The 20,122-nt window shown below is 61.1% G+C and carries 17 protein-coding genes; 2 read left to right on the top strand and 15 right to left on the bottom strand.

Features of this window, described 5'->3' with window-relative positions; all coding sequences use genetic code 11:
* Nucleotides 1-867 (top strand): efflux RND transporter periplasmic adaptor subunit, encoded by an 867-nt coding sequence (locus JQ848_RS18230; RefSeq protein ID WP_003440026.1) that lies wholly within the window; start codon nt 1-3, stop codon nt 865-867.
* Between the two features lie 52 nt (nt 868-919).
* On the opposite strand, the gene JQ848_RS18225 is transcribed toward JQ848_RS18230, so the two are convergent.
* Nucleotides 920-1,315, bottom strand: coding sequence for a DUF4440 domain-containing protein (locus tag JQ848_RS18225; protein ID WP_010656015.1), 396 nt, complete (start codon nt 1,313-1,315; stop codon nt 920-922).
* A 14-nt stretch (nt 1,316-1,329) separates the two neighbouring features.
* Nucleotides 1,330-2,553: an MFS transporter gene (locus JQ848_RS18220; RefSeq protein ID WP_127196046.1), complete on the bottom strand. Its 1,224-nt coding sequence runs from the start codon at nt 2,551-2,553 to the stop codon at nt 1,330-1,332.
* A 109-nt stretch (nt 2,554-2,662) separates the two neighbouring features.
* Here JQ848_RS18220 and JQ848_RS18215 point away from each other — a divergent pair, with 109 nt between their 5' ends.
* Nucleotides 2,663-3,547, top strand: coding sequence for a LysR family transcriptional regulator (locus JQ848_RS18215; RefSeq protein ID WP_202210998.1), 885 nt, complete (start codon nt 2,663-2,665; stop codon nt 3,545-3,547).
* A gap of 50 nt (nt 3,548-3,597) precedes the next feature.
* Here the strand turns inward: JQ848_RS18215 and JQ848_RS18210 are convergent, their stop codons facing one another.
* From JQ848_RS18210 to alg8, 13 genes are all read right to left on the bottom strand, one after another.
* Entirely contained in the window at nt 3,598-4,416 is an 819-nt protein-coding gene (locus JQ848_RS18210) for an SDR family oxidoreductase (RefSeq protein WP_202210997.1), read from the bottom strand.
* Between the two features lie 10 nt (nt 4,417-4,426).
* Complete coding sequence (locus tag JQ848_RS18205; RefSeq protein ID WP_003440059.1) at nt 4,427-4,891, bottom strand: hypothetical protein; 465 nt, start codon at nt 4,889-4,891, stop codon at nt 4,427-4,429.
* Nucleotides 4,892-5,044: 153 nt separating this feature from the next.
* Nucleotides 5,045-6,496 (bottom strand): mannose-1-phosphate guanylyltransferase/mannose-6-phosphate isomerase, encoded by a 1,452-nt coding sequence (locus JQ848_RS18200; RefSeq protein WP_003440061.1) that lies wholly within the window; start codon nt 6,494-6,496, stop codon nt 5,045-5,047.
* Between the two features lie 124 nt (nt 6,497-6,620).
* Complete coding sequence (locus JQ848_RS18195; RefSeq protein ID WP_202211318.1) at nt 6,621-7,277, bottom strand: alginate O-acetyltransferase AlgF; 657 nt, start codon at nt 7,275-7,277, stop codon at nt 6,621-6,623.
* A gap of 31 nt (nt 7,278-7,308) precedes the next feature.
* On the bottom strand, nt 7,309-8,487 hold the full coding sequence (locus JQ848_RS18190) for an alginate O-acetyltransferase (RefSeq protein WP_010656010.1): 1,179 nt from the start codon (nt 8,485-8,487) through the stop codon (nt 7,309-7,311).
* A 12-nt stretch (nt 8,488-8,499) separates the two neighbouring features.
* Complete coding sequence (locus JQ848_RS18185) at nt 8,500-10,050, bottom strand: MBOAT family O-acyltransferase (RefSeq protein WP_202210996.1); 1,551 nt, start codon at nt 10,048-10,050, stop codon at nt 8,500-8,502.
* Between the two features lie 192 nt (nt 10,051-10,242).
* On the bottom strand, nt 10,243-11,364 hold the full coding sequence (locus tag JQ848_RS18180; protein WP_202210995.1) for a mannuronate-specific alginate lyase: 1,122 nt from the start codon (nt 11,362-11,364) through the stop codon (nt 10,243-10,245).
* An 8-nt stretch (nt 11,365-11,372) separates the two neighbouring features.
* On the bottom strand, nt 11,373-12,806 hold the full coding sequence (locus JQ848_RS18175) for an alginate O-acetyltransferase (RefSeq protein WP_160628366.1): 1,434 nt from the start codon (nt 12,804-12,806) through the stop codon (nt 11,373-11,375).
* Between the two features lie 11 nt (nt 12,807-12,817).
* On the bottom strand, nt 12,818-14,389 hold the full coding sequence (gene algG / locus JQ848_RS18170) for a mannuronan 5-epimerase AlgG (protein ID WP_202210994.1): 1,572 nt from the start codon (nt 14,387-14,389) through the stop codon (nt 12,818-12,820).
* Nucleotides 14,390-14,415: 26 nt separating this feature from the next.
* Nucleotides 14,416-15,891 carry an alginate export family protein gene (locus JQ848_RS18165; protein WP_010656006.1) on the bottom strand — a complete coding sequence of 492 codons (1,476 nt, stop codon included), beginning with the start codon at nt 15,889-15,891 and terminating at the stop codon, nt 14,416-14,418.
* Nucleotides 15,888-17,369, bottom strand: coding sequence for an alginate biosynthesis TPR repeat lipoprotein AlgK (gene algK, locus JQ848_RS18160; protein WP_003440091.1), 1,482 nt, complete (start codon nt 17,367-17,369; stop codon nt 15,888-15,890). Before algK ends, JQ848_RS18165 begins: the two co-directional genes overlap by 4 nt.
* 2 nt (nt 17,370-17,371) lie before the next feature.
* Nucleotides 17,372-18,541 (bottom strand): alginate biosynthesis protein Alg44, encoded by a 1,170-nt coding sequence (locus JQ848_RS18155; RefSeq protein WP_161717964.1) that lies wholly within the window; start codon nt 18,539-18,541, stop codon nt 17,372-17,374.
* A gap of 35 nt (nt 18,542-18,576) precedes the next feature.
* On the bottom strand, nt 18,577-20,058 hold the full coding sequence (gene alg8 / locus JQ848_RS18150) for a mannuronan synthase (RefSeq protein ID WP_408003738.1): 1,482 nt from the start codon (nt 20,056-20,058) through the stop codon (nt 18,577-18,579).
* Between the last annotated feature and the right edge of the window lie 64 nt (nt 20,059-20,122).

Raw genomic sequence — 20,122 nt, 5'->3', positions numbered from 1 at the left:
ATGAAAAAGTTTTTCAGCCTGCTTGCCACCTTGCTGGTTCTGGCCCTTGCCATATGGATCGGCCGCACCCTCTGGGAGCATTACATGAATACCCCCTGGACCCGTGATGGTCGGGTGCGGGCCGATATTATCAACGTTGCTGCCGACGTTAACGGCTACGTGGTCGGGGTACCGGTCAAGGACAACCAGTTGGTGAAAAAGGGCGACGTTCTGCTGGAAATCGACCCCGAGCACTACCAGATCATGGTCAAGCAGGCGCAATCGCTGGTGGCGTCCCGCAAGGCTACCTGGGAGATGCGCAAGGTCAATGCCCATCGCCGGGCAGACATGGACAGCATGGTGATCTCCCGCGAGAACCGCGACGACGCCAGCAACATCGCCGACTCGGCCCTGGCCGATTACCAGCACGCCCTGGCCCAGCTGGACGCGGCGCAACTGGACCTCAAGCGGACCAAGGTACTGGCTACGGTGGACGGTTACGTGACCAACCTCAATGTGCATCGCGGTGACTATGCGCGGGTCGGCGATCCGAAAATGGCGGTGATCGACATGGACTCGTTCTGGGTTTATGGCTTCTTCGAAGAAACCAAACTGCCGCACATTCGCGTGGGCGACAAAGCCGACCTGCAGATGATGAGCGGCGAAGTATTGAAGGGCCATGTTGAAAGCATTTCCCGGGGCATCTACGACCGCGACAACCCCGAGAGCCGGGAGCTGGTGGCCGACGTTAACCCTACATTCAACTGGGTGCGCCTGGCGCAGCGGGTACCGGTGCGGATCCACATCGACGAAATCCCCGACGGCTTCCTGCTGGCAGCGGGCACCACCTGCACGGTGATCGTGCAGCAGGATGCAGCAGCGCAATAATGTTTTTTTGTGGGAGCTGGCTTGCCAGCTCCCACAGGGCCTGCCCGGGGTATCAATCCGCGCTGAAGGTCTCATGCAAATGGCGCCACAGCACCTTGGCACTGGCGTCCTTTTCAAACACCACGGTGGCGCGTCGATCGGTACGGTTGCCGTTGTGTTCCTCTTGCAACTCGCGGTAGCTGACCACCGCGCCGTCCCCATACAGGGCGATGCCCTTGAAGTCACTCAAGGTGATCTTCAGCCCCGGACGGGCACCGCGCAGCTGTTCAAACAGCGCCTCTACAGCGTTCGCGTCCAGCTCTTTGCCGCTGGGCGTGATCATCGAAAACTGCTCTGAAAAACGCCCGAGCAAGGTGGGCAGCACCCCTGGCTCAAGTCCGGAAAACCAGCCTTCAATCTCGACGTGGGTTTCGGTTACAAGGTCGAAGTAGCGCGAATAGTCAGTCATCAATTTCTCTTCGGTCAGGGTGCCAGCAACGCCAGCACGCGTGGGGTATTGAGGCGTAACACTGCAAACAGCGGCAACAGGGTCAACGCGGCGCCGATGGCAAAGCATAGGGCAAAGGCGCGGGGCGTCGAGGTGAGCGCGGTCAAAGCCGCGAACAGGCCCATCATCAACGCCGGGCCGAGCAGAAAACTCAACTGCCGGTTGATATTCCACAGCGCGCTGGCATGGCCCATGCGCTGGGCACTGACATCAATAAACGCGGTGTTTTGCGCGGTACTGCTGCACAGGCTGCCGCCAAAGCCCATGAGTCCGTACAGCGCCATCGTCTGCCATGTGCTTGATGCATCCACCTGGATCAACAGCGCAATACCCGCTGCCTGGGCCGTCATGCCCAGCAGGAGCAAGGGTTTTGGCCCGAGGTGATTGAATTGATAGCGGCTCAGGCTAATGCCCAGGGCCGAGGCCAGTGCCCACGGCAGCATCAGGGCCCCGGTCTGCGCGGGGCTTAAACCCGATTGGTGAAAATACAAAATACTCACCAGCTGGGTGCCGATAAAAATCCCGGGGATGAACAGATAAGTGAGCATCGCCACCCGCAACAACGGGCTTTTCAGCAAGCCCCCCATGCTCCGGGCTCCGGTTGCCAGGCTGTGGTAATTCAGCGTCGGGCGTGGGGTCGGGGGCGACTCTGATTTGAGCCAGCAGCCGGCCAGCAACAGCGCCAGTAACGCCAGCGGCAAGTTGGCATAAAACACCCAGCGCCATGACCATGCCTCCACGATCCGCCCACCCAGGGTCGGCGACAGCGCGGGCACCAACAACGCCACCAGCAAAATCACCGAGGTCAGGCGAGCCCGTTCGCGTACGGGGAAATGCCGATAGACCATGGCCTGGCCGACCGGAATCAATAACCCGCCGCCCAGCCCCTGCAGCAGGCGCCAGCCAATCAGCGCCTCAATCGAGCCTGCCTGCGCCACGCCCCATGACGCCAGGCTGAACAGCAAGAGCGAGGCCATGATCAGGCGCTTTTCGCCAAACACTGCCGCCAGCCACACGCCGGGGATGATGACCAGGGTCAGGCCGAGCATGTAGGCATTGCCGACCCAGCCCAGCTGGCTGACCGAAGCCTGCAGTTGTTGGCTGATGTCGGGGTAGGCAATGGCGGCGGCGAACATGTTCAGCAGATCCAGTGCGTAGCCCAGTAAATACACCAGGGCGATTTTGTTGCGATAGGCCATGACCGGCTCCTTGATTGCGCCGGGCACAGTAGGCTGCTTTTGCGATTGGAGGAACGGCGTCCGGGCTGCTAGATTGTCAAAATTATTTTGACAATGGGCGGTATTCAGCATGGTCAGTCTCGATCGATTCGACACCTTCAAAGCTGTGGTCGAAGCCGGCTCCCTGACCGCCGCCGCCGATTTGCTGGGCCAGACCCGCGCGGTGGTGAGCTTTAATATCAAGCGGCTGGAGGCCGAGCTGGGGGTGACCCTGCTGACGCGCAACACCCGGCGGCTGGCGCTGACCGAGGCCGGCGAGCGTTTTTATCTGCACTGCCTGAGCATGCTGGAAGCCGCGCAACTGGCGATAGACGAAGCCCGCAGCGAACACACCGAGCTCAAGGGCACATTACGCATTACCACCACTGTGGAATATGCACTGGCCAAGGTGGTGCCGGCGCTGGAGCTGTTTCGCGACCTGCACCGCGAACTCAAGGTGCAGTTGTCCACTTCATCGACCCACGCAGACTTGATCTCCGAGCGTTTTGACGTGGCCCTGCGGCTCGGTCGGGTGGTGGACTCCAGCCATCGGGCCGTGCAATTGAGTACTTTCGCTATTCTGCCCGTGGCCTCACCGGCATTTGTCGCCAGCGTGGCGCCCATCGACTCCGTGCATGCCCTTGAGCAGACCCCGTGGCTGGAGCACGGGCGGGTCGGGGAGTTGAGTATCAGCCATGTCAGCCACGCAGCGACTCAGGCCTATCAACCCAACCCCGCCAGGGCGCGGATCAAGGCCGACAATTCCTCGGTGTTACGCGCCTTTGCCCTGACCGGGCAGGGCGTGGCGATCCTGCCCGACTGGCTGATCGAAGACGACTTGCGCACCGGCCGCCTGATTCACCTGCTGCCTGAATGGCAACTGACCCGCCAGGGGGTGTACGCCCTGTATCCCGATACCCGCCATCTGCCGCTCAAAGTGCGGGTGTTTATCGATTTCATGAAACACCAGAGCTAAAAAACGGTAGGCGCGAGCCTCTAAAGCTCGCTCCTACAGGTGACAGTTCTTCAGTTCCCGGTATTTAACCCGAACCGCTTCATGAGGACTTTTTGCAGCAGGCAGCCCGGCAGTAACGCGGCCAGCAGCGGCAGGGCACGGCTGCCATTGCCGTAACGCAATAGCGCCGGCGGCCTGGTTTTTTGCGTGGTTTTGAACACCGCTTCGGCAAGCGCTGCCACCGGCGTCGGCTTGTCTTGTGAAGCCCTGGCGCGAGCGCGGATACCTTCACGCATCGGCCACCAGGGCGAATCCTGGGCAATCAGCACTTCAGCCTCGGCGCAGGCATTGCTGGCGAACGAGGTATCGATGGCGCCGGGCTGTACTTCCAGCACGCGAATGCCAAAGGGTGCCAGTTCCATGCGCAGGGCATCGCTCAGGGCGTGCACGGCGGCTTTCGAGGCGCAGTAGGCTCCGGCAAACGGAGTGACCAGCACCCCGGAAACGCTGCCTATGTTCACCACCAGTCCGTTGTTGCGGCGCAATGCCGGAAACAGGGCACGGGTGACGCCGACCACGGAAAAAACATTGGTTTCAAACTGGCGCTGCATGCCCTCGACGCCGGCATCGAGCACCGGACCCATGGCGCCATAACCGGCGTTGTTGATCAGCATGTCCAGACCGTCATCGGCCAGACGTTCGGCCAGGAGCGCCAGCGCTGGCGGATCATTCACATCCAGTTGCACCGCGTTAAACCCGGCCGTGGCCAGTCGGGCCACATCTTGCGGTTTGCGGGCACAGGCCCAGACCTCATGGCCGGCCTTGTGGAAGACATCGGCCAGCGCGCGGCCAATGCCACTGGAACAACCGGTGATCAAGACACGGGGCATCAAAAAATCCTTAGTTGGAAAAGCTGCCTTGCAGGCGCTCTGCACGAAATTCCAGGGTCTGCGGGCGATAGCCGGCGCGCAAGGTCGGCATGGGCAAACAGTCATGCCAGCTCGCAGCGCCTTGCAGCTCGCCGGGTCCGCGATAGCGCGGGGCAGTGTAGAGGTTGTCGGCGAGGTTGACGGTATCGCCCGGAGCATAGGCCGCGATACGCCAGCTCAGCTCGATCAGCGGTACGTCATTGCCATTGCGCAGGGTAACAGAGAGGGGGCGGTCAGCCGGGCATTCGCCGGGGGCATAAGTAATGCGCAGCTCAAGCCGTGCCAGTTGCCGGGCTTCGCGGTTGTCCAGCCACGCCACTGAGGCTGCCACCAGACCCAGGCCGATCACTGCCGCCAGCGACACCGGCAAGGCCTTGGACGGATAGCGCAGCAGCAGGATGAGCCAGGTGAAGATCAGTAAAACGCCGATAAGCATGACGCTCGCCTTGACTGAAGATGAGCTGTCAGCATGAGGGGTGAAGCGCGCGGCATCAAGCACGATGCCGCTCTGCGGCACTTGTAATCGCTGCCGCAGGCTGCGAGGTCTTTTGTTCGCCGCAGAGCCGAAAGCAATGGCCTGCGGCAGCGATTACTGGGCGATGGTCTTGATCGATACGCCACGGCCCACTGGCGTCGAGCGTCCGTATACATCTTCAAAGCGCTCGATGTCGTCTTCGCCCAGATAGCTGCCGGACTGCACTTCGATGATTTCCAGGGCGATTTTCCCCGGGTTGCGCAGGCGGTGGACCGAGGCAATCGGGATATAGGTCGACTGGTTTTCGGTGAGCAGGAACACGTTCTCGTCGCAGGTCACCTCTGCCGTGCCCGAAACCACGATCCAGTGCTCGGCGCGGTGGTGGTGCATTTGCAGCGACAGGCAGGCGCCGGGCTTGACCGAAATATGTTTGACCTGGAACCGCCCGCCCATGTCCACCGAGTCATAGGAGCCCCACGGACGATAGACCTCGCAATGGTTCTGGGTTTCGCTGCGGCCTTGTTTGTTCAGAGTGTTGACCATCTGTTTGACCCCCTGAACCTTGTCCTTGTGGGCGATCATCATTGCGTCCTTGGTTTCCACCACCACAATGCTGTCCAGACCGATCACCGATACCAGTTTGCCGTTGCCGTGGATCATGCAGTTGGTACTGTCCTGAATGACCACATCGCCCTTGCAGACGTTGCCGTTGACGTCTTTTTCATTGACGTCCCACAGCGATGACCAGCAGCCCACGTCACTCCAGCCTGCGGTCAGCGGGACAACACAGGCGCGCAGGGTTTTTTCCATCACGGCATAGTCGATGGAGTTGTCCGGGCAGCAGGCGAAGGTGGCGTCGTCGATGTCGATGGTGTCGACATCCTGCTGGCTGCGCTCCAGGGTCAGCACACAGGTGTCATAGATATCCGGCTCATGCTGTTTGAGCTCTTCGAGAAAGCGGCTGGCGCGGAACAGAAACATGCCGCTGTTCCAGAAATAGCCGCCGCTTTTGACAAACTCGGCAGCGCGTTTGGCATCAGGTTTTTCGACGAAGGATGCGACCCGGCTGACGCCTTCGGGCAGTAAGCCGTCGGCTGCGGACTTGATATAGCCGTAGCCGGTTTCGGGCTTGAGGGCCGGCACGCCGAACAACACCATTTCGCCGCGCTCGGCGGCCACGGTGGCCAGGGCCAGCGCCCGTTGCAGGGCTTTCTGGTCTTCCAGCACGTGGTCGGCGGGCAGTACCAGCATCAACTCGTCGCGGCCTTCATTGATCAGCATCATCGCCGTCAACGCCACGGCAGGCGCGGTGTTGCGCCCGAAAGGTTCCATGAGGATGCGCTGGGTCTCGAGCCTGCGGTTGGCCAATTGCTCATTGACGATAAAACGGTGGTCTTTGTTGCACACCACGATCGGCGCCTGCATGCCTTCGAATACCAGGCGTTCGAGGGTTTGCTGGAACAGGGTCTGCTCGCCGGTCAGGGCCAGAAACTGCTTGGGAAACTGCTTGCGCGACAAAGGCCACAGACGCGAACCGCTACCACCAGAAAGAATTACCGGAATCATGTTGTCTCTCCAAATCTGAAATAGGTTTTCCCCGTAGGAGCGAGCTTGCCTCGCGATTTTTTGATTGTTGAAACAACATCAAAAGATCGCGAACAAGCTCACTCCTACAGACAAGGGCAGGCTTTTAGCGGGTCGAAACCGGGCGCTTTACCCAGGTCGGCGAGACGCTGGCGCCGCTGCCGATGACGTACAGCACGGCGGCTTCACCGCGTTCCAGGGCTACAGGCTTGAGATCGGTGATTTTTTGCTCGCCATCGAACAGCGCAAAGCTGACCTTGACCGGGTTGATCTCGCGCTCGCCCCGGCCCTTGGCGGCCACGGCCTTGACCACCTCGGTCTTGCCGTCTGCGGTTTTCAGGGTCAGGGTTTTATCGGTGAGGTTCTGCACCCGCACCAGGGACTTCTGTTTGTTCTTGAACGGTGGTTCTTCAATCAATTGCGGCTGGCCGCTGGCGCTGTTGACCAGGGTGTAATAGTGATCGGCGGCCAGTTGCACCGACAGGTTCTGACTGCCGACTTTGGCGCTGTAATCACCCTGGGGCATAAAGCTGAACTCGCTGCTGCCCTGGGCGGGCACGTCGTCGAGGGCGGTGTTGCCCACGGTGGCACTGACTTGCTGGGGGCTGGCGTTGAAAATACGCACAAAGCTCGAGCCCTTCGGCGCAACCGGGCCGTAGAGGGCGGCATCACCGCCGGCCAAGGCTTGCATTGAGAGCAGGCTCATGCTCGCAACCAGCGCGAGGGATTTGGCGAGACGACGTGGAGCAGGTGTAAACGGCATGGCTTTGAATGACATCAGTAGTACCTCTCTTTCAGTTTTGCGCCCGGTCGGGCGTCTCGGATTCAGCAGTGTTCTGTGCGACTTGCGGTTGGCGGCCGGTGGCCTGTTTCAGACTCGCGACCCACTGCGGGTCGGCATCGCCAATCTCGTTGTCCACCGGCAGGTAACGCTCGGGGAACTCCCAGATCAGCACCTGGGGCGGGCTGTTTTTGAACCCATCGCTCTGCAGGTAAGCGAGCATCGGCAGGATCGGCCCGTGGCCGTCTGTGGAGTCATTGATCACATCACTGCGCAGCGCCTGTTTCAGGGCGCCGACAAAGTTCCAGTTGGGGTTGGCGCTGTAGCTGGTACCCACCAGCGTCACCGGCACTTCGCTGTCGGTGAACAATGAATCTTCGCTGTCAGCAGCCGATTCGGCGGGGCGGGTGCTGCGTTTTTCCAGGGGTTCGGACGGCGGCAGCAGGTTGCTGAACAACGGGTCCAGTGGCAGGAACCGCTCCAGGTCGCCGTTGTGTTGCACAACTTTTTGCGCCTGGGTCACAAACTGTTGCGGGCTGCCGCTGAGGGGGAATTGCTCGGCAATCGAAGCCCCCAGTTGTTGGGCCGCAATCAGTGCGCCGTCCGGCGTCCAGTGCGTGTCGGTACGCAAGAACACCTGGGCCCCGGCCTGCTTGGCCTGTTGCAGCGGGCCCAGCAGGTCTGGCGCCAGCACCTTGCTGGCGGCCAGGCGGGCATGGAAGTCACGGTACAGATCGGCATAAATGGCGGCCGGGCGCTGCTCACCCATATGTTCGGGATACAGGCGCACCTTGGTCGGCACCACGGCCATTACCAGTTTGATCCCGCGTTCCTCGAGGGTCCGGCGCACGCCCTCAACCAGGGCATAGTTGTCTGCCACGTGCTGCTCGGCATCGGGCCACGGCTTGAACTCCTCGTCGCTGTACAGCCATTGATCGCGGCCCAGCACCACGCCGGGGCGACCTTCGTTGAACAGGGTGAAATCCAGTGCTGCCCAGAGGTTGGTGCCCAGACGCTTGATCGGGAATTCATCGTCGTAACGGGTTTCGACGGCTTTGCTCCAGCGACCGTTGAGTACGGTGTCTTTGTCGGTGGTGTTGAAACCAATGAAGCTGCGCGTGGCCAGCAGCCCCAGGCCCACCAGCAGGCCGCAGAAGAAGGTGACGTAGAGGATGCGTAAAGTCCGGTTCATGGTCGGCTCCCCTTAGAACTGGAAGTAGAGGAACGGCGAAAAGCTTTGCGCCGAAAGTTTGAGAATCGAGGCGATGAACAGCAGCACGATCAGGCTGCGCATGGCGTAGCGCGGCCAGTCAGCGACCCAGTACGGCGGTTGCACAGTGGCCTCGGCGCCCTGGGTATAACCGGGCAGGTGCAGGCTGCCCGGCACATCGCCGGGGACGGCCTTGATCAGGCCCGGTTGCGCGGTGGCAGGGCCGTCGGCGTCTGTTTTACCGGCTGTTTTTGGCGTGTGGTACAGGTCGCGCAGGCCGAAAAAGGCCAGGGTCAGGTAGGCAACGATCAGGGTGGCAACCTGCAGGCCGGTGAGGTTGGCGCTGTTGAGTTCCGACAGTGACCACTGGCCGAAGCTGAACATGGCGCCATACATGCGAGCGGCGACGTGCAGGTTTTCGGAGCGGAAAATCACCCAGCCCAGCACCACGATGAAGAAGGTCAGTACCCAGCGGATCGGGTTCAGGGCCCGGGGATTGGTGTTCAGGCCCAGGGCTTTTTCCAGCGCCAGCCACAGCCCGTGCCAGGCCCCCCACAGGATGTAGGTGATGTTGGCGCCGTGCCACAAACCGCCGAGCAGCATGGTCAGGAACAGGTTGCGGTAGGTGGTCAGCGTGCCTTTGCGATTGCCGCCCAGGGTGATGTACAGGTAATCACGCAGCCAGGTGGACAGGCTGATGTGCCAGCGGCGCCAGAACTCGGTGATCGACTGGCTGATGTAGGGCTGCTTGAAGTTTTCCATAAAACGGAAACCCATCATCAAGCCCAGGCCGATCGCCATGTCGCTGTAACCGGAGAAGTCGAAGTACAGTTGCGCGGTGTACGCCAGCGCGCCGAGCCAGGCATCACCGGTGGTCGGGTCCTGCAGGGCAAAACAGTGATCGGCGACCACTGCCAGGGTGTCGGCGATGAACACCTTCTTGATAAAGCCCTGCATGAACCGCGTGGCGCCCTCGCTGAATTTATCCAGGGTGTGGGTACGGTTGTTGAACTGGTCGGCCAGGTCGCGAAAGCGCAGCACGGGACCGGCAATCAGGTGCGGGAAGATCGCCACAAAGGCGGCAAAGTCGATGAGGTTGCGGGTAGCGGGGGTGTCACCGCGGTACACGTCGATGATGTAGCTGATGGACTCGAAGATGTAGAACGAGATCCCTATGGGCAGCAGTACGTTGGTCAGGATAAACGGGTCGAGGCCGACCGAACTCATCATGGCGTTGATGCTGTCGACGCCAAAGTTGGCGTACTTGAAGTAGCCCAGAATCGCCAGGTCGACCACTACCCCGAGCAACAGCCAGCGCTGGGCAGGTTTGGTGCGCACCCCGGCGGCCCCGACTTTGAGGCCGATCCAGTAGTTCCAGAGGGTGACGGCGATAAACAGTGCCAGGAAATCCACCCGCCACCAGGCGTAGAACCCATAGCTGGCGAGCAGCAGCAGCAGATTGCGATAGCGTTGCCCGCTCAAGTAATACAGCGCCAGAAATACTGGCAAGAACATAAACAGGAACACATTGGATGAAAAAACCATCCTGACTTCTCCGTGTTGACCAACAGTAAAGGGCCAGGCCCCCCCAAACCCCCCATGAAAAACTCGGGGGGGTAAATCGATGCAATCCCTTCTTCCCGTCTGCGGGAGCGCGCTTGCTCGCGATCTTTTGATCTTTTGATCTCGAAGAGCTCGCGAGCAAGCTCGCTCCTACAGAAGGGTCAGGGTGGTGGGCTATTTGCCTTTTTCGTGGGCCGGGTCGTAGACCCTGGTCAAGTCACCACCCAGGCGAAAGGTCTTGAACGGTTGCATGCCGCGTTTCATTTCAATCACCTGCGGGGTGCAGGTGTAGAGGGTGCAGAACGGTTCGAGCCAGGCGAATTTGGCGTCGACTTTCAAGTCGGTCATGTCCTGCTTCTTGCCGTTCTTTTGTTCGAACTCATCCGGGTTCTTGACCCCGCTGAGCACGCGCTCGCCCAAGCGTTTCAGGGCCCCGTTGTTTTCGTTGCGCAGGTCCACGCCATTGACCAGGGCAAAGCTGGCGATCATCGACAGGGGCGGCAGGGCGTAGTTGTGATAGGCCAGGGCGCGTTGCTGGCGCTTGAGTTCGTTGGGCAAAAAGCCCTGGGCGTCGACTTGACTCGCGCCGACCCTGAACTCTTTCACCGACCAGTCGAACAGGTCGCGACGGTTGGTGGCGATGGCGGTGGCCATCACTGACCAGGCCGACCAGTACGAGTGGTTATTGGTTTTTTCCAGCGGCAGGTTGTCCCAGTCGCTGACCACCTGATCCGCCATTTTGCTGAACCAGGCCTCGATCACCTGCGCCTGCTGTGGATGCCGGGCCAGGGGCTGCGAACTGGAGAATTTCAGGCGGATATAAGACGAGGCCATGCTGCCCAGCGCCCATTTGCGCATCGACTTGCCGGTGTGATTGAAGTCTTTGCTCATCAGCGCATCGGCCTCGGCCCAGGCAGTGAGCCAGTTCAGCGTGCATTCAAGCTGTTGCGGGCGACCGTCACGCATGAACTGCATCACCTTTTTACTGGTACTGCGTTCCAGGGTGGTGATGCCGGAGGTGGCGTCGCGGAAGGCTTTTTCCGAGTCGACATTAAGTGTCGAGCGGGCCTTGTCCGAGCCTTCGTATTTGCTGCGAAATTCCAGCTTGCCGGTATACGGCTGCGGCATGGTCCCGCAGTCGTTTTTGAAATCGCCGGTTTTAAAGGCTTCCACCGGGGCGTAATAACCCTGGGGCGGGCGCAGTGCTCCGGCGGCGTTGGCGGTGCTGGCAAACATCGCCAGCCCGAGAAGGGCGGGGGTCAGTAATGAACGTAGTGTGATCGGTGCAGTTGGCATCAGATACCTCATCGTCCGGCCTGCGCGTCGGGATGCGCAGGGGAGGGGAATACGTTGCGTTTGCAGAGTCGGGCCTCGACTTTCTGCGGCTCGGCCCCGGCTTGCGGGCCCTCGATTTCAATGGCCAGCAAGTTCTGGCTGGCCCAGTCTTCGTCAGTGCGCAGCTCGAAGGCGAAACGCCCGTCGGTGTCGGAAGTGGTCGGCTTGTCGATTTTCAGATTCTCGTGGCGTCCGTTCATGTACCAGAGGGTGGCTTGCAAGGTTTTCACCGACGGATCGGCGAAGCGGATGTCGATTTGGTGATTGGCGTTGCGCAGGTCCAGGTTGCGGCTATTGACCAGCATCTGGTTCGCGCCGGGCTTGAGCGTGGTGCTGTTGCTCAGGAGCGCGGGCTTGCCTTGGCAACCGTTGTCGAGCAGGGCCAGCATTTGCCGGTAGGTGACCTCCTGATCGAGGCGATACAGCGGCGAGAACTCCCAGATCAGCACCTTGGGCGGGGTTTTCTGGAATTCTTCGCTGCCCAGGTACTGCAGCATCGAGCCTTCAAGGCCGCCACCGGGGAAGGCGACGTTGAGCACGTCGGCACCGATGTACTGCTCCAGAAAGCCCGAGAAGTTGTAGTTCTTACCGCTGTGGCTGGTACCCACCAGGGTGATCTGCGGGTTGCCCGAATCACCGAACAGGTCGCCGTCAGCGGCTTCGCCCCTGGGCTCGGTGCTGAACTGGTCCATGTACTGCACGGCATAGCTGGTGCCGCATAACTGGCCGGCCATGTTGTGCAGGGTGCCGGTCTTGCCCATGCGCCCGGAGATTCTGGTTTCGAATTCGCGCCGGGGAATATCGGCGAAAGCGGGGATTTTTTTCACCGTGTCGGCAACGATTCTGGCGGTGCGTTCGGCGCCGTAGGGTGTCCAGTGCTGGTCGCCGCGGAAGTAGAAATCGTGGGCCTGTTTTTCGTTGGTCAAAGGCGACAGGTCAGGCACGTGGTAGCCCATTTTGGCGAAGCGCCCGAGCATGGCCTGGTAGTTTTTCAGGGCCTTGTCGTAGTCGTAGCGGTCACGCTCGGCAGGCATCAGTTTGTTGCGGTTGACCAGCCCGCGGGTCGGTTGATACACCACCACCAGTTCCACACCTTTGCTTTTGAACGCATCGTGCAGTTGCTGCATGCGTCGGTAGCCGGCAGGGGTGGTATCGAATTCGGTGCGCAGGTCTTCCTGGGTGCGGAACAGCCAGTCGCCTTCAGCCTGCACCAGGGTGGTGAAGTTTTGCTGGTAGCGGGTGGTGTAGTTTTTCGCATCGTGGGCTTGGGGGCACAGGTTGCAGCAGGGTTCTGCGTTGAACGCCGGGGCTTGAATCTCATCTGCCTGCACGCCGGCACTGACAGCGAGGATGGCGGCGGTCAGGCCCGACAAGCTTAGAAATTTGATCATTTTTGGGGGCATAACAGTCATCCTCAGTCGCGCATTTCGGTCTGGCGTTCAACGGGGTCGATCAGCACGGCTTTTTGCTGGCGCACCAGCAGGTCGAGAATCTCGCTCTGACGCTCACCCAGAATGCCGTTGAAGCTGATGCCGCTGGATTTGCTCGGGGCCAGCATCGATACCCGATACAGCTCGATGCTCAGGGGCGAGTCGATACTCAGCGGGCCGCTGCCGTTACCGGCCAGTTCGCCGCCCACCAGGATCAGTGACACCTGGGTGTCGAACGGGTCGAGGTCGATATCGCGATCGGTATCGGTCAAATCCTTGATGTGGCCGTAGATGCCGGTCAGGCCGTTGGCCAGGGCGATGTTTTCGTACAGCCGGATATTCACGCTGTTGCGCACCCGGATTCCGTGGCGACGGTTGTTGATCACCTTGTTGCCCCACAGCAGGTTGTCGCCGCTCTCGTACAGGGTGATGCCGTCGGTGTGGTTCTGGAAAATCTGGTTGTCGGCAATCAGGTTGTTGGAACTGTTGCGGTCGATCACCAGGCCCGACAACTTGTTGTCATGGCTGCGGTTGTTGAAGATGAAGCTGTCGTTCACCTCGCGGGAAATGATGATCCCGTGCTTGCGCTGGGTCCCGAATACATCGTTGTCGGCGATGATCAGCCCGCGGGAACGGTCATGGGGGTCGATGCCGTAGACGATGTTGTCGCGGTAGGTGTTGCCCTTGACTACAAAGTCGCGGGTTTCATAGCAGTAGAAGCCGTACCACATGTCCGAGAATTCGGAGCCCAGGATCCAGCCGGTGGGCTCATCGCGCTTGACCACCTTGGCCATGTTGGGTGTGTACTGGGAAATACTCACCCCGTACGACTTGCTGTTGGCGTAGCCGAAGCTGGCCATTGTGCTGTTGACGATATAAGTCTCGGTGCCACCCCAGGCCAGCAGGAACGGGCGAAACTCTTTGGCATCACGGAAGGTCGCCGGGCCGTTGGCCTTTTCGCGCCAGCCGGTAACCTTGGTGTCGCGTACGAACAGCTGGCCGTCGTTGACCATGAACGCACCGGCTTCTTCGGACAGGCGCAGCTCCCTGGTGCTGCTGTCGATGTCCAGAATGCCCTTGTGCCCGACCACGATCGGCAAGCGTGCCAGGTACACCCCCGGTGCGGTTTCGCTGAAGTATTTTTTCGGCAGGCGGCGGGCCAGATCCTTGAGGTTTACATAGCCGTCGTCGATGAAAATTGCCTGGGGGATACCGCCCTGGCGCACCACCCATTCGGCCATCTTGTTGTCGCCGCCGATGAAATCCTTGAGGGCGTTTTCCTGCATCATGCGGCGCACGCTGACCTTGCCGGCGGTGCTGCGCACGATCTTGGCCGCAACTGCTTCGGCGGTGTAGCCGCTGGTGTCGGGCAGTGCCGGTTTGGCTATTTCCAGCGGCGCACTGGGGGCAGTACGCACGGTATAGGTCCTGGCCTGTTGCAGCTCTTTGGCCAGGCCCGGGCGCAGTGGCTCGACATTGCCAAAGGCGACTGAACTTGCCAGCAGCAGGGCGCCGGCCAGCAGGCTGATTGCGCCTTTATTGGCAGGATGGTTCATCTCTCGCACTCCCGTTGGCGTGGTCATCAGAAGCGCCAGATCACGTCGACAAACGCGCGGTGCATGTATGAGTCGACGCTTTTGCCGTAGGCATCGCCGGGCTTGAATACACCGCCGCGAAAGCGCACCAGCGCCGAAGGTTCATCGATGGACTGGCTGAGGGCGGCCGGCAGCAGGCCTTGTTTGAAGTACTTGGTGACCACCAGGTCCATTTCCTGACCGAGGTCGTTTTTGCCGTCGACCAGCGGCAGCGAGGTGCTGGAGAGCAGGCCGCTGGTGGGGTCTTCGCTGTTTTCTACGGCATTGATACCGTTGCTGCCCACCGGTTTGCTGGCGTCGACGCGCCAGAACTTGTGATAGACCAGGCTGGCGTCGTAGTCCTCGCGCAACTGCCACGAGGTGAACAGGCTGGCGCTCTGGATGTTCTGCATCTCGCCACGGAAGGCTTCGCCGAAACGGTGGACCCGCGAGCGGGTGCCGGTGAAGCTGGAGCGGTTGCTCTCAAGCCCGGTCTGCTGGTAGTCGGCGCTGGCCCGGGAGTAGGCAGCGCCCACTTGCCAGTTCGGATCAAGGCGCAAACGTACCCCCAGGTCGGTGGCCCAGCCGTCGACGTCGTCACTGGTTTTGGCGCCGGCGAGGGTGCGCCCGTCGACCGTCGAGGTGGCCAGGGTGTCGCGCTTGCCGGTCATGCCGGTGACGCTGGCCCAGTAATTGACGGTGTTGCTGTTGCGGTAGTTGTAGGCGTCGCTGTTGGCCTCGATACCGAGCCAGGTCAGGTCGCCGTTACGGGTTTTATCCAGGGCGTCGACTTCTGCGCCTTCGTGTTTGAGCTTGCCGTCGTCGTGGCTGTGGTGGGCGCGGACGCCGACCCATTGGCCGGGCTGCCATTGCGCCGAAATGTCGCCGTACAGGTGCAACCGGTCCTGATCGTCCGGGGCCAGTTCGCTGAGGTCGGTGCGGTACTCGCTGAAGCGCTGCGCAGCACCGAGGTTGGCCTTGAGCAGGGTGGTGTCGAAGGTCCAGTTCAGGGCTTCGATATTGGTATCGCGCCACATGCCGTCATCGTTGTGCAGGCGCTGGCGTCCGAGTTTGAGCTGCTCGCCGGGGTAAGCGGTGAAGCCTTTGTAGCCGATCCAGAATTCGCGCAAAGCCAGATAGCTTTTGTCCGGTTGGCGCGCGTCATTGCCGCTGCTCGATTGCTCTTGATCGGACTGCTGCAGGGTATCGGTTTCAATAATGTCGCTGGAGGTCACGGCCTGGCCCATGGCGTAGGCGCTCCAGTTACCGCGCTCGCCATATACCCAGGGGCGCAGGTCCAGACCCACGCCGTTGACGTCGCCTCCCTCGCGGGTGCCCAGGTCGCGGTCGTCTTCGGACTGGGCGGTGACTTTCAGGTCCAGCCCGAAATTCTGCTCGTCGGTCAGGGCGGCCAGGGTCGGACACGACCACAGCAGGGCGAAAGACAGACCAATGCCGGCTTTCACAAAGGGATTCAGGGTCATAGGGCTTCCTCGCCGTTTTCTTGTTCCAGCGACTGCACGGCCAGGGCGTTCTGGCTCAGGCTGGCACGCAGCGCTTGTTCTTTTTGCAGCAGGCGCCGGGCTTGTGCGCGCTGCTCTACGGGTAACTGCTCGTCGAGTTGCGCGGCCAGCTCGTTGCCCTGCGGGGTGTCCTGGACTTTGGCCAACTGGCTGAATACATAGGCATTGAGCAGGTTGGGGCGGGTGCCCTTGCCCTGGGAGAACAGCTGGGCGATGGCGAAGTCGGCGCTGTTCTGGCCGTTGCGGGCGGCCTTGAGCAAATGATCGAGGGCTTTTTGCGGGTAGACCTGGCCCAGGTAGCCCCGGCGGTAGATCTGCCCCAGGTAGTAATCGGCGGCCACTTCTTTATCCACTGCCTGCAGGAAATGCGCCTCGGCTTTTGCCGCGTCCGGGGTCAGCCACTTGCCGTCGTAGTACAGCTTGCCCAGCAACAGCTCGGCTCGCGGCTGGTCTGCGGCCCGGCCGTTGTCCAGGTACTCCTGCAATTGCGCGACATCGCCTTGTTCCGGGAAGTCGTAGAGCAGTTGCGCGAGGCTGACCCAGGACGCCGGGTAAACCGGTGCGATGTTCTCCAGCAACGACTTGGCCGTGTCCGGGTCGGGAGTGCCGAAGGCGGTCAGCACCCGGGCGACCCCGTCGACCCGCTGGGCTGATGCCGTGCCACGGCTGTAAGCGTTTTGCAGTTGCTTGAGCAGGTGTGCCTGTTGCTCGGTTTTGCCTTGTTTCTGATAAACCGTGGCCAGCTCGACGTAGCAGCTGTCATTGCTGGCCAGCGCCTGTTTGCAGATGGATTCGACTTGATCCAGATGCTGGTCGTAGGTGTCCTGGATGCGATAGAGGGCAATTTGTGCCAGGCCCGCCTGGGGATAGCCGGCCGCGAGCCATTGGCTGATTTGTTGTTGCGGGTTGACCTCGGGGAAGCTCTGCGGGTGCTGCAAATACAGCATGGCCAAAGGCGTGAGGCTGCTGGCGTCGCCGCTGGCAAAGGCTTGCTTGAGCAAGGTTTGCGCTTCGTGCAGTTCGGCTTCGCTGGCGCCTGGCTTGGCTGCCAGCAAGCGACCCAGGCGCGCCTTGGCCCGGGGCGAAGTTTTCGCCGCTGCCCGGTAGGTGGCTTCGGCTTTTTTCAATTGCCCGGCGTCGCGGCTTTGCATCCAGATATCGGCCAGGCCAACCTGGGCCTCGGTGTAGCCCAGGTCTGCCAGCACTTGGTAGTTCTGTTGCGCGGTGGCGATATCGCCGCGCTTGAGCGCTTCATTGGCCAGGCGTTGATCGGGCAGGCCGGAACAGCCGGCCAGGGCGATGGCCAGCAGACATAGCGCGGTAATCTTGTGGGAGCTGGCTTGCCAGCGATACGGTCCATGGGGTTGGCCTGCAACACCGGGGGGATGCAATCGCTGGCAAGCCAGCTCCCACAGCTGATTGGGGGTAGGGTTTGTCATGGTTAAAGACCCGCGGCCATGGCTTTGTCGATCAGCCAGTTCAGCGACGGCCCCCGGTCGCTGCTGACTTCAACCGGGCGGCCGGTGAGGGCGCTGTCGAGCGGGGCGTCCGGCTTGATTTGCACGCGGATGTCCGAGGACAGGTTGTCGCTGTCCAGGCTGGTGCTGCTGATGATCTTGCCGCTGCGCACGGCGTCTTCACCGGCCACCTGGAAGTTGACCCGGGTGCCGGGCAGTACGTTGCCAAACTGGCGATAGCTGAAGCGTGCTGCCACGTCGGCTTCACTGTTGCGCGGTACCAGTTTGAAAATCACGTCGCCCTTGCTGGCGTACTGGCCGTTGGCGACCAGTTGCTCGGCAACCACGCAGTCACAAGGCGAGGTCAGGGTGCCGGTCATTTGCTTGCCGAACAGGGTTTCGATGTTTTCGGGTTGCAGCTGGTTTTCGTCCAGATGGCCCTTGAGCACATCGAGCATGCTGGTGCTGAAGGTGGCCAGGGGCGCGCCGTTGGCCGCCAGCTGGTCATCCTTGATCAGGCTTTGCACGGTGCCGTCGCGGGGCATGGTGATGTTCAGGCCCTGCACGCTGACCAGTGCCGACTGGGCGTGGGTCACGAAGTACAGGCCGTAGACCGATTTGGCCACGAAGCCGAAGGCCAGCAGGCCGACGACAAAAATCCCGGCGCTGAAGGTGACGGCTTTGAACCGCCCGAATGGGCTCATGCCGCTGCCACCGTCCTTGACCTTGCGCGCCTTGGTGAAGTTGTCGCGCTGCAGGGTGGCCAGGACTTCGCCCATGGTCACGATGTCGCCGCTCAGGTGCGAGGTGATGAGGTGGCGCAAGGTGGCAATGTCTTGCAGGTCGAGGTTCTGGAACTGGCAGCCGACGCGACCGGTCTGGCGGTCTGCGTTGCGCACCAGCAGGTCGACGTCCATCGTCAGGCCCAGGTTGTCGATCACAAACTGTAAGCGCCCCTTGATCAGGTCGCCGGCCTTGAAGGTCTGGTTGGCGGCGTTGAAGCTCAGGCCCCCGGCCGAGAGGTCAATCAGCTTGACCTCCATCGGCGTACGATCGGCGCCGGAAAAGTGCAGCCTGGCCGGGATTTTGACCCGCGCATGTTGACGCTGGGCTTCAGATTCGTGGACAACGTTGGCGTTTACTTGAGTGTTCATAAGGTCTTGTTCCTGGTTAATTCGATCGAAGCGGTTCAGACCATCAGCAACAGCACGGCGACGAAGATGCTGCCGGCGGAGAAGGTCATGGTCCGGGACGACCAGGTGTTGAACCAACGTTGAAAGCTGGCCAGATCACGGGTCAATTTGGTGTCCTGACGGGTCCAGGATTGCTGGTCGAGGCGGAAGAACACGTAGATTTTCACCAGGGCGCCAACGATCTGGTTGTAATAAAGAATCAGCGGGTAGGCCGGGCCGATCCGGTGCCCGGAGCAGGCGAGTAACAGGGTCAGAATCAGGCGGGTGAAACCGATCCACAGCAGGTAGGCGATGAGGAAACTGATGCCGTATCGGGCCGTGGCGATCAGCGCCGCGGTCAGGCCCAGCAAAGAGGTCCACATCGATACCCGCTGGTCGAACAGCACCAGGCTGGTGAACAGGCCCAGGCGTTTGACCCCCAGGCCCAGGGCCCGGGCGTTCTGGCGCAGGTTGTTGCCGTACCAGCGAAACATCAGTTTGCGGCTGGCCTTGATAAAGCTTTTTTCCGGCGGGTGTTCCACGGTGTAGATGGCGGCGTCCGGCACGTAGAAGGTGTCGTAACCCAGGCGCATCAGGCTGAACCAGCTGGACTTGTCATCGCCGGTCAAAAACTTGAAGCGGCCCAGGCGCCAGTGCTGCAGCGAGTCGCTTTCCACATCGGCGATAAAGGCCGGGTCGGTCACTACATTGGCGCGGAACACCGACATGCGCCCGGTCATGGTCAGTACGCGTTTGGACAGGGCCATGGAGCACATGTTGATATGGCGCTGGGCGAAGCGCAGCTTGTGCCATTCGCTCATGATGTAGCCGCCGCGCACTTCACAGAATTCGTTGGTGGTGAGGCCGCCGACATTGCCGAACAGCTGAAACCAGGGCACGGTTTTGCGTACTACGCCGGGGGCGAGCACGGTGTCGCCGTCAATCACTGCAACCACTGCGCGGTCATCCGGCAGATGGCGGGAGATGGCGCGAAAACCAAAGGCCAGGCCATCGCGCTTGCCGGTGCCGGCGATGCGTACGAAGTCCAGTTTGACCCGGGCTGGCGGGTTGAGGCGTTGCCACATGCTTTTGACCAGCAACTCATCGGACATCTCGACCAGCGAGCAGACGATGGTGGTGGGCAGGCCGCAGTCGATCGCTTCACGAATCACCGAGCTGTACACCTGGGCGGTGGTCAGGGCGTCGATGCGAAAACTGGTGACCATCAGGAACACGTGGGAGGGGTCGGCAGACGTGCCCAGCTTGCGCACTTTGCGCCGCAGGTGCGGGTACACCACATATAAAAACAGCATGCCGCGCAGGAAGTGCGTGGCACCCATTGAGTAGCGCCAGATACCCACGGCGCCAATCAGGAAAATAAAGCTTTTCGATTCGGCGTCGAAGATCGATGTCGGCAGCGCCAGGGCGAGACCCATCAACAGTGTCAGGTAAAACAGCCAACCGGCGGCCTGGAGAAGGCCGTTTTTAAGCCTGGGCATGATCAGTATCCGTTTGGGTTCTGCGCGGCCCCGCAGGAGCGAGCAAGCTCGCTCCTGCGGGGGG

It is taken from the genome of Pseudomonas paraversuta, assembly GCF_904067025.1.
Taxonomy (GTDB): Bacteria; Pseudomonadota; Gammaproteobacteria; order Pseudomonadales; family Pseudomonadaceae; genus Aquipseudomonas; species Aquipseudomonas paraversuta.
The sequence above is the reverse complement of the archived record's forward strand: the minus strand, read 5'-3'. Positions and strand labels throughout refer to the sequence as shown.

What these genes read in the sequence shown, in the direction of transcription:
- JQ848_RS18165 (WP_010656006.1), bottom strand. Translation starts at nt 15,891, where the DNA reads ATGACCCTGAATCCCTTTGTGAAAGCCGGCATTGGTCTGTCTTTCGCC.
- JQ848_RS18230 (WP_003440026.1), top strand. Translation starts at nt 1, where the DNA reads ATGAAAAAGTTTTTCAGCCTGCTTGCCACCTTGCTGGTTCTGGCCCTT.
- JQ848_RS18180 (WP_202210995.1), bottom strand. Translation starts at nt 11,364, where the DNA reads ATGCCAACTGCACCGATCACACTACGTTCATTACTGACCCCCGCCCTT.
- JQ848_RS18210 (WP_202210997.1), bottom strand. Translation starts at nt 4,416, where the DNA reads ATGCCCCGTGTCTTGATCACCGGTTGTTCCAGTGGCATTGGCCGCGCG.
- alg8 (WP_408003738.1), bottom strand. Translation starts at nt 20,058, where the DNA reads ATGCCCAGGCTTAAAAACGGCCTTCTCCAGGCCGCCGGTTGGCTGTTT.
- JQ848_RS18155 (WP_161717964.1), bottom strand. Translation starts at nt 18,541, where the DNA reads ATGAACACTCAAGTAAACGCCAACGTTGTCCACGAATCTGAAGCCCAG.
- JQ848_RS18185 (WP_202210996.1), bottom strand. Translation starts at nt 10,050, where the DNA reads ATGGTTTTTTCATCCAATGTGTTCCTGTTTATGTTCTTGCCAGTATTT.
- JQ848_RS18195 (WP_202211318.1), bottom strand. Translation starts at nt 7,277, where the DNA reads ATGCCGTTTACACCTGCTCCACGTCGTCTCGCCAAATCCCTCGCGCTG.
- JQ848_RS18215 (WP_202210998.1), top strand. Translation starts at nt 2,663, where the DNA reads ATGGTCAGTCTCGATCGATTCGACACCTTCAAAGCTGTGGTCGAAGCC.
- JQ848_RS18220 (WP_127196046.1), bottom strand. Translation starts at nt 2,553, where the DNA reads ATGGCCTATCGCAACAAAATCGCCCTGGTGTATTTACTGGGCTACGCA.
- JQ848_RS18225 (WP_010656015.1), bottom strand. Translation starts at nt 1,315, where the DNA reads ATGACTGACTATTCGCGCTACTTCGACCTTGTAACCGAAACCCACGTC.
- JQ848_RS18190 (WP_010656010.1), bottom strand. Translation starts at nt 8,487, where the DNA reads ATGAACCGGACTTTACGCATCCTCTACGTCACCTTCTTCTGCGGCCTG.
- algK (WP_003440091.1), bottom strand. Translation starts at nt 17,369, where the DNA reads ATGACAAACCCTACCCCCAATCAGCTGTGGGAGCTGGCTTGCCAGCGA.
- JQ848_RS18200 (WP_003440061.1), bottom strand. Translation starts at nt 6,496, where the DNA reads ATGATTCCGGTAATTCTTTCTGGTGGTAGCGGTTCGCGTCTGTGGCCT.
- JQ848_RS18175 (WP_160628366.1), bottom strand. Translation starts at nt 12,806, where the DNA reads ATGCCCCCAAAAATGATCAAATTTCTAAGCTTGTCGGGCCTGACCGCC.
- algG (WP_202210994.1), bottom strand. Translation starts at nt 14,389, where the DNA reads ATGAACCATCCTGCCAATAAAGGCGCAATCAGCCTGCTGGCCGGCGCC.
- JQ848_RS18205 (WP_003440059.1), bottom strand. Translation starts at nt 4,891, where the DNA reads ATGCTTATCGGCGTTTTACTGATCTTCACCTGGCTCATCCTGCTGCTG.